Origin of the sequence: Flavobacterium sp., from assembly GCF_040382755.1 — a bacterium.
Lineage (GTDB): Bacteria > Bacteroidota > Bacteroidia > Flavobacteriales > Flavobacteriaceae > Flavobacterium.
The window spans coordinates 1-4,894 of record NZ_JBEIET010000131.1 but is presented as its reverse complement, the minus strand read 5'-3'; the positions used below and the strand labels follow the sequence as shown (position 1 = coordinate 4,894).

6 protein-coding genes and 1 pseudogene are annotated in these 4,894 nt (G+C 31.1%); 3 read left to right on the top strand and 4 right to left on the bottom strand.

The window, feature by feature from the left end; genetic code table 11:
- Nucleotides 1-216: pseudogene (locus tag ABWO04_RS09745) on the bottom strand (flavin reductase family protein); the annotation flags it as partial.
- Between the two features lie 276 nt (nucleotides 217-492).
- On the opposite strand from ABWO04_RS09745, the gene ABWO04_RS09740 reads away from it, so the two are divergent.
- Entirely contained in the window at nucleotides 493-1,641 is a 1,149-nt protein-coding gene (locus ABWO04_RS09740; protein ID WP_353079524.1) for a sensor histidine kinase, read from the top strand.
- 41 nt (nucleotides 1,642-1,682) lie between these two features.
- Here the strand turns inward: ABWO04_RS09740 and ABWO04_RS09735 are convergent, their stop codons facing one another.
- Together ABWO04_RS09735 and greA are read right to left on the bottom strand one after the other, a co-directional pair.
- Entirely contained in the window at nucleotides 1,683-2,072 is a 390-nt protein-coding gene (locus ABWO04_RS09735) for an HIT family protein (protein WP_353079523.1), read from the bottom strand.
- Between the two features lie 41 nt (nucleotides 2,073-2,113).
- Entirely contained in the window at nucleotides 2,114-2,590 is a 477-nt protein-coding gene (gene greA / locus ABWO04_RS09730) for a transcription elongation factor GreA (RefSeq protein WP_353079522.1), read from the bottom strand.
- A 149-nt stretch (nucleotides 2,591-2,739) separates the two neighbouring features.
- On the opposite strand from greA, the gene ABWO04_RS09725 reads away from it, so the two are divergent.
- Both ABWO04_RS09725 and ABWO04_RS09720 read left to right on the top strand, forming a co-directional pair.
- A complete protein-coding gene (locus ABWO04_RS09725) occupies nucleotides 2,740-3,171 on the top strand; it encodes a Rieske (2Fe-2S) protein (protein ID WP_353079521.1) in 432 nt (143 codons plus the stop codon).
- Nucleotides 3,171-3,701 (top strand): glutathione peroxidase, encoded by a 531-nt coding sequence (locus ABWO04_RS09720; protein WP_353079520.1) that lies wholly within the window; start codon nucleotides 3,171-3,173, stop codon nucleotides 3,699-3,701. The genes ABWO04_RS09725 and ABWO04_RS09720 overlap by 1 nt, the downstream gene beginning before the upstream one ends.
- 68 nt (nucleotides 3,702-3,769) lie before the next feature.
- Here ABWO04_RS09720 and ABWO04_RS09715 read toward each other — a convergent pair.
- The coding region (locus tag ABWO04_RS09715; protein WP_353079519.1) for a TonB-dependent receptor domain-containing protein at nucleotides 3,770-4,894 on the bottom strand (1,125 nt) is incomplete at its 5' end.

The window sequence follows — 4,894 nt, the reverse complement described above, 5'->3', positions numbered from 1 at the left end:
GTGTTTTATAGTATTGTTTCGCACGCGTCTGGCAGGCGAAAAAATTAAAATAGGAGGGTTGCTGCTAAAAACATTAAAAAAACTAAATGGCGATAAATTCGGATTTCCATCTTCGTCCATAGTACTTGCAAACGCTATTGGCCTTGGGGATACAGCAGTTTGTAAATAACTTTGCAGTTTTAATGGCGATATTTCTTTTGGATTAATGCTTAACATAAATTGTATTTTTTACAAATATAAAGCAAATCAATCAATTGAAATGATATTTCTTTTTACAAATGTTAGCAATTTTTTTGCCACGAATTTCCGAATTTACTTTACTGAAAAATGTATTTATAAATTTTGATTCGAATTAATTATCGACAAAGTCGATTCGAACCTTTTTTATATTTTTAATTCGAGAATTCGTGGTTGGATTAAAAAAACCAAAAAACTATTAACTTATTTCTAATTACTATTCACTTTTTCTTATTTTTACTCAAAATACTTTTTATGCAGTTTTCTGAAAAAAGAAATCTTACACGATGGATTATTATTATTTCATCGTTTTTAATTGCTTCCTTAATTTTATGGAACACATATGTTTTTTTTCAAACGTTTAAAGAAGAAGAACGCAATAAAATGGAACTTTGGGCTACAGCTTTAAAGAATTTAAGAAATGCCGATGTTAATGCGGATATTCAATTGCCTACGTTTATTATTGAAAACAATAAAAACATTCCATTAATTCTTACCGATAAAGAAGGCAAAATTTTAAGTAATTTGAATTTAGGTGAAATTGAAACCGATACTGTTAAAGTAAAAGCGTTTTTAAATAAAATTAAAAGTCAAAATGCTCCAATAAAAGTCCAATTTGCTAAAAACGATTATCATTTGGTCTATTATGGGGATTCTCCAATATTAAACAAACTTAAATATTATCCAATTGCCTTGTTATTAGTAGCGTTTTTGTTTGGCGGCGTAGTGTATAATTTTTACCGTGCTACAAAAATGGCAACACAAAATAAGCTTTGGGCAGGAATGGCTAAAGAAACTGCACATCAAATAGGTACGCCTTTATCTTCATTAATTGGTTGGTTGGAGTTATTGAAGTTGGAGAATGTTGAAGCTACTACCATTGAAGAAATAGAAAAAGATATAAATAGGTTACAAACTATTACCGACAGGTTTTCTAAAATTGGTAGCGAACCTATCTTAGAAAAAAGAGATATAATCGAGGAAACCAAATCTTCATTTGAGTATTTGCAATCTCGTGTTTCAAAACAAGTAATTTTTGATTTCCGAGCTCCTGAAAAGCCCCTTTATGTGTTATTAAATCCGACGTTGCATAGCTGGACAATTGAAAATTTAGTAAAAAACGCCATTGATGCGATGAAAGGAAAAGGCAACTTATCTATTGAAATAGTGGAAGGGGATACTAACGTTTTTATAACTGTTACAGATACTGGTAGCGGAATTGCGAAGAATAAATTTAAAACAATTTTTGAGCCGGGTTATACCTCTAAAAAAAGAGGTTGGGGCTTGGGCTTGTCGCTAACCAAACGTATTGTACAAGAATATCACAAAGGAAAAATTAGAGTTGTACAATCTGAAATCGGCAAAGGCACCACTATGCAAATGATTTTTAAGAAAGAAAGTTAAAAAAAATCCACAAACTCATTTAAAATTTGTGGAAAGAGTTTTTATAAATTCTCAGCAATAACTTGTGCCAATTTTGAAAATTCTTCGGGAGTCAAAGTTGTTTTTCTTTGAAAACGCATATCGTCCATATCTTGAAGCGGAATCAAGTGAACGTGCGTGTGCGGTACTTCTAAACCTACAACAGCCATTCCAATTCGTTTACAAGGCACTGTTTTTTCCAAAGCACTCGCTACTTTTCTTGAAAATGCCATTAGTTTTAAATATAAATCTTCAGGCATATCGAAAATTTTATTTATTTCTTGCTTCGGAACACATAATGTATGTCCTTTAGCATTCGGATTTACATCTAAAAATGCAATAAAATCTTCGGTTTCTGTAATTTTATAACAAGGAATTTCTCCGTTTATTATTTTGGTAAAAATAGAACTCATTTTTTTGGATTTTGGAATTTCTAACTTTGGAATTTTAGAAATTAGTCACGTGTAATTTCTAAAATTTCAAATTTTAATACGCCGTTTGGCACATTAATTTCTGCAATTTCGCCTACTTTTTTCCCTAATAATCCTTTTCCAATAGGAGAAGTTACAGATATTTTTCCTGTTTTTAAATCGGCTTCACTTTCTGCAACTAATTTGTATTTTAGTTCCATTCCATTAGATTGATTTTTGATTTTTACGTTTGATAAAACCAATGCTTTCGACACATCTAAAGTCGATTCGTCAATAATTCGGGCATTAGATACTAATTCTTCCATTTTAGAAATTCGCATTTCTAATAATCCTTGTGATTCTTTCGCGGCGTCGTATTCTGCGTTTTCTGATAAATCGCCTTTATCTCTTGCTTCTGCAATTGCTTGTGATGCCTTTGGGCGCTCTATAGATTTAAGTTGGTCTAACTCGTCTTTTAAATGTTTTAATCCTTCTGCTGTGTAATAAGATACTGTGCTCATAACTTCATTAATTTATAAAATAGAAAAAATCCCACAACTATGGGATTCCCTTTTTGCAAAGATATAATTTATTTAACTATTTTTCGTTTACTATATTAGTTTGTCAAATATAAATAAATTAATTTTGATAAATCAAATAAATATAAAAAATGAAAAGAATTTTTTACTTTCTTATTTTGTTTACCGTCTTTTTGTCTTGTGATAGAGATTCACAGACCGATAATAACAATCCCTATTTGCCAAATTACTCCTTTGAAGTAATACTAAATATGAGTTTTCCTCAATATTCGGTTTTGGCATATCCTTCCAGTGCAGTGTATGTAAATTCGGCAGGTGCTGGAATTAGAGGTTTGATTGTTTTCAATGCAGGAAGTGGTAATTTTTTGGCTTATGATGCAGCTTGCCCAAATCAGCCTTTAACCGATTGTTCTACGATGACAATTAATGGAATTAATGCAAAATGCCCGTGTGACGATGCCGAATATAGTTTATTTACAGGATTGGCAGCCGGAAAACAATATCCAATGAAAGCGTATCGAGTTCAAATGATAGATGCGACAACCATAAAAGTGTTTAATTAATGTTACAATCCATATTTTCTTTTTTAAAAAAAGACACAAAAACCTATCCTAAAGGTTCTATTCATTCATTTATAGTGACCGATTTAAAAGGAAACCAGTTCGATTTTTCAACTTTAAAAGGAAAAAAAATAATGGTTGTGAATACCGCATCAAAATGTGGCTTAACACCTCAATACGAAAAATTACAGAAGATTTACGAAAAATATAAAAATCAAAACTTTGAAATCATCGGTTTTCCAGCCAATAATTTTTTATGGCAAGAACCCGGCAGCGCATCAGACATTGAAAGTTTTTGCACTATAAATTATGGTGTAACATTTCCTATGATGGAAAAAATATCAGTAAAAGGAAAAAATATGCATCCCATTTATGAATTCTTAACAAAGAAATCAAAAAACGGAGTAAAAGACACGTCTGTAAAATGGAATTTTCAAAAATTTCTTCTTAACGAAAATGGCGAATTAGAAAAAGTAATTTCACCAAAATCCCAACCAGACGACAGAAGCATTACAGCTTGGATTGAAAAATAGGTACACAGATTAAACAGATTTGTTGAATTAAAATCTGTAAAATCTGTAAAATCTGCGTACCAAAAAAATTAAAACTTCAAATTCATTCCAACTAAGAAATTGATTCCCGCTTGCGGGTAAAAACCAACGCCTTCAATTGTTGAAATTCCCGGTCCGCTCCAATTATCATTATACGTGTAAAAATAGCCGTTTGATTCATATGTTCTGTCGAAAATATTGTTTATTAATCCAGAAAACACAATCGATTTAATGCCCTTGTTTATTTTCCATTCGTAATTAATATTCAAATCAGATGTCGTATAATCAGGTAAAATTGATTTTTTAGCATCAATATTTCCCATATATTGCTCCCCAACATACTTGGTTAATAATGAAATTTGTAACGTTTTAATTGGCGAATATGTTAGCGCATTTCCTATTACCATATTTGGTGAATAAGCAATATTGGTATTCCCTAAATTGGTTAAAACGCCATTTCTTTCAAAATAAAAATCGTTGTTTTTATTTGTACTTAAAGTGATGTTTGGTTGCAGAACAAATTTAGAAGCAAGTTGTAAAGCCGCTTCTATTTCAATACCTGCACGCATACTTTTTCCGCTATTTTCAAAAACAGGGCTACCTACATCATTTAGAGCGCCAGTGGCTACCAATTGATTTTTATATCTCATATAAAAGGCATTAATATTCAAACTGGTTTTCTTATTTTTATACTTATATCCCAATTCATAATCTTGCAAACGTTCTGGTTTTACACTTCCGCTTTCATAATCATCTCTTCGAGGTTCTTTATTTGCAATCCCAAAGTAACCATAAATAGAACTTGCTGGATTTAATGTATATGTAATTCCGGCTTTTGGATTGAAGAAACGGAACGTATCATTTACATCATTAAATTTTATACTATTGGCTTGATAGAAAACCATTCGATATTGTAAATCGGCAAAAACAGTAATTTTTCCAATTTGCTGCGAAGCTTTTGTATAGAAATTCACATCGTTTTTATTTCCAAAATTATCATAATATTTGTTGGAATTTGGCACATAATATTGTGTCCAGACTACTTCTCCAAAATGTTTTCCTTCATATTTGTTTGCCGCACCACCAATAATAATATCGGTAGTGGTGTTTTTGTAATTTAATGAAAAAGTTGTCCCGTAAAAGGCATTATCAAGCCAACGTTTTCTAACTAAATC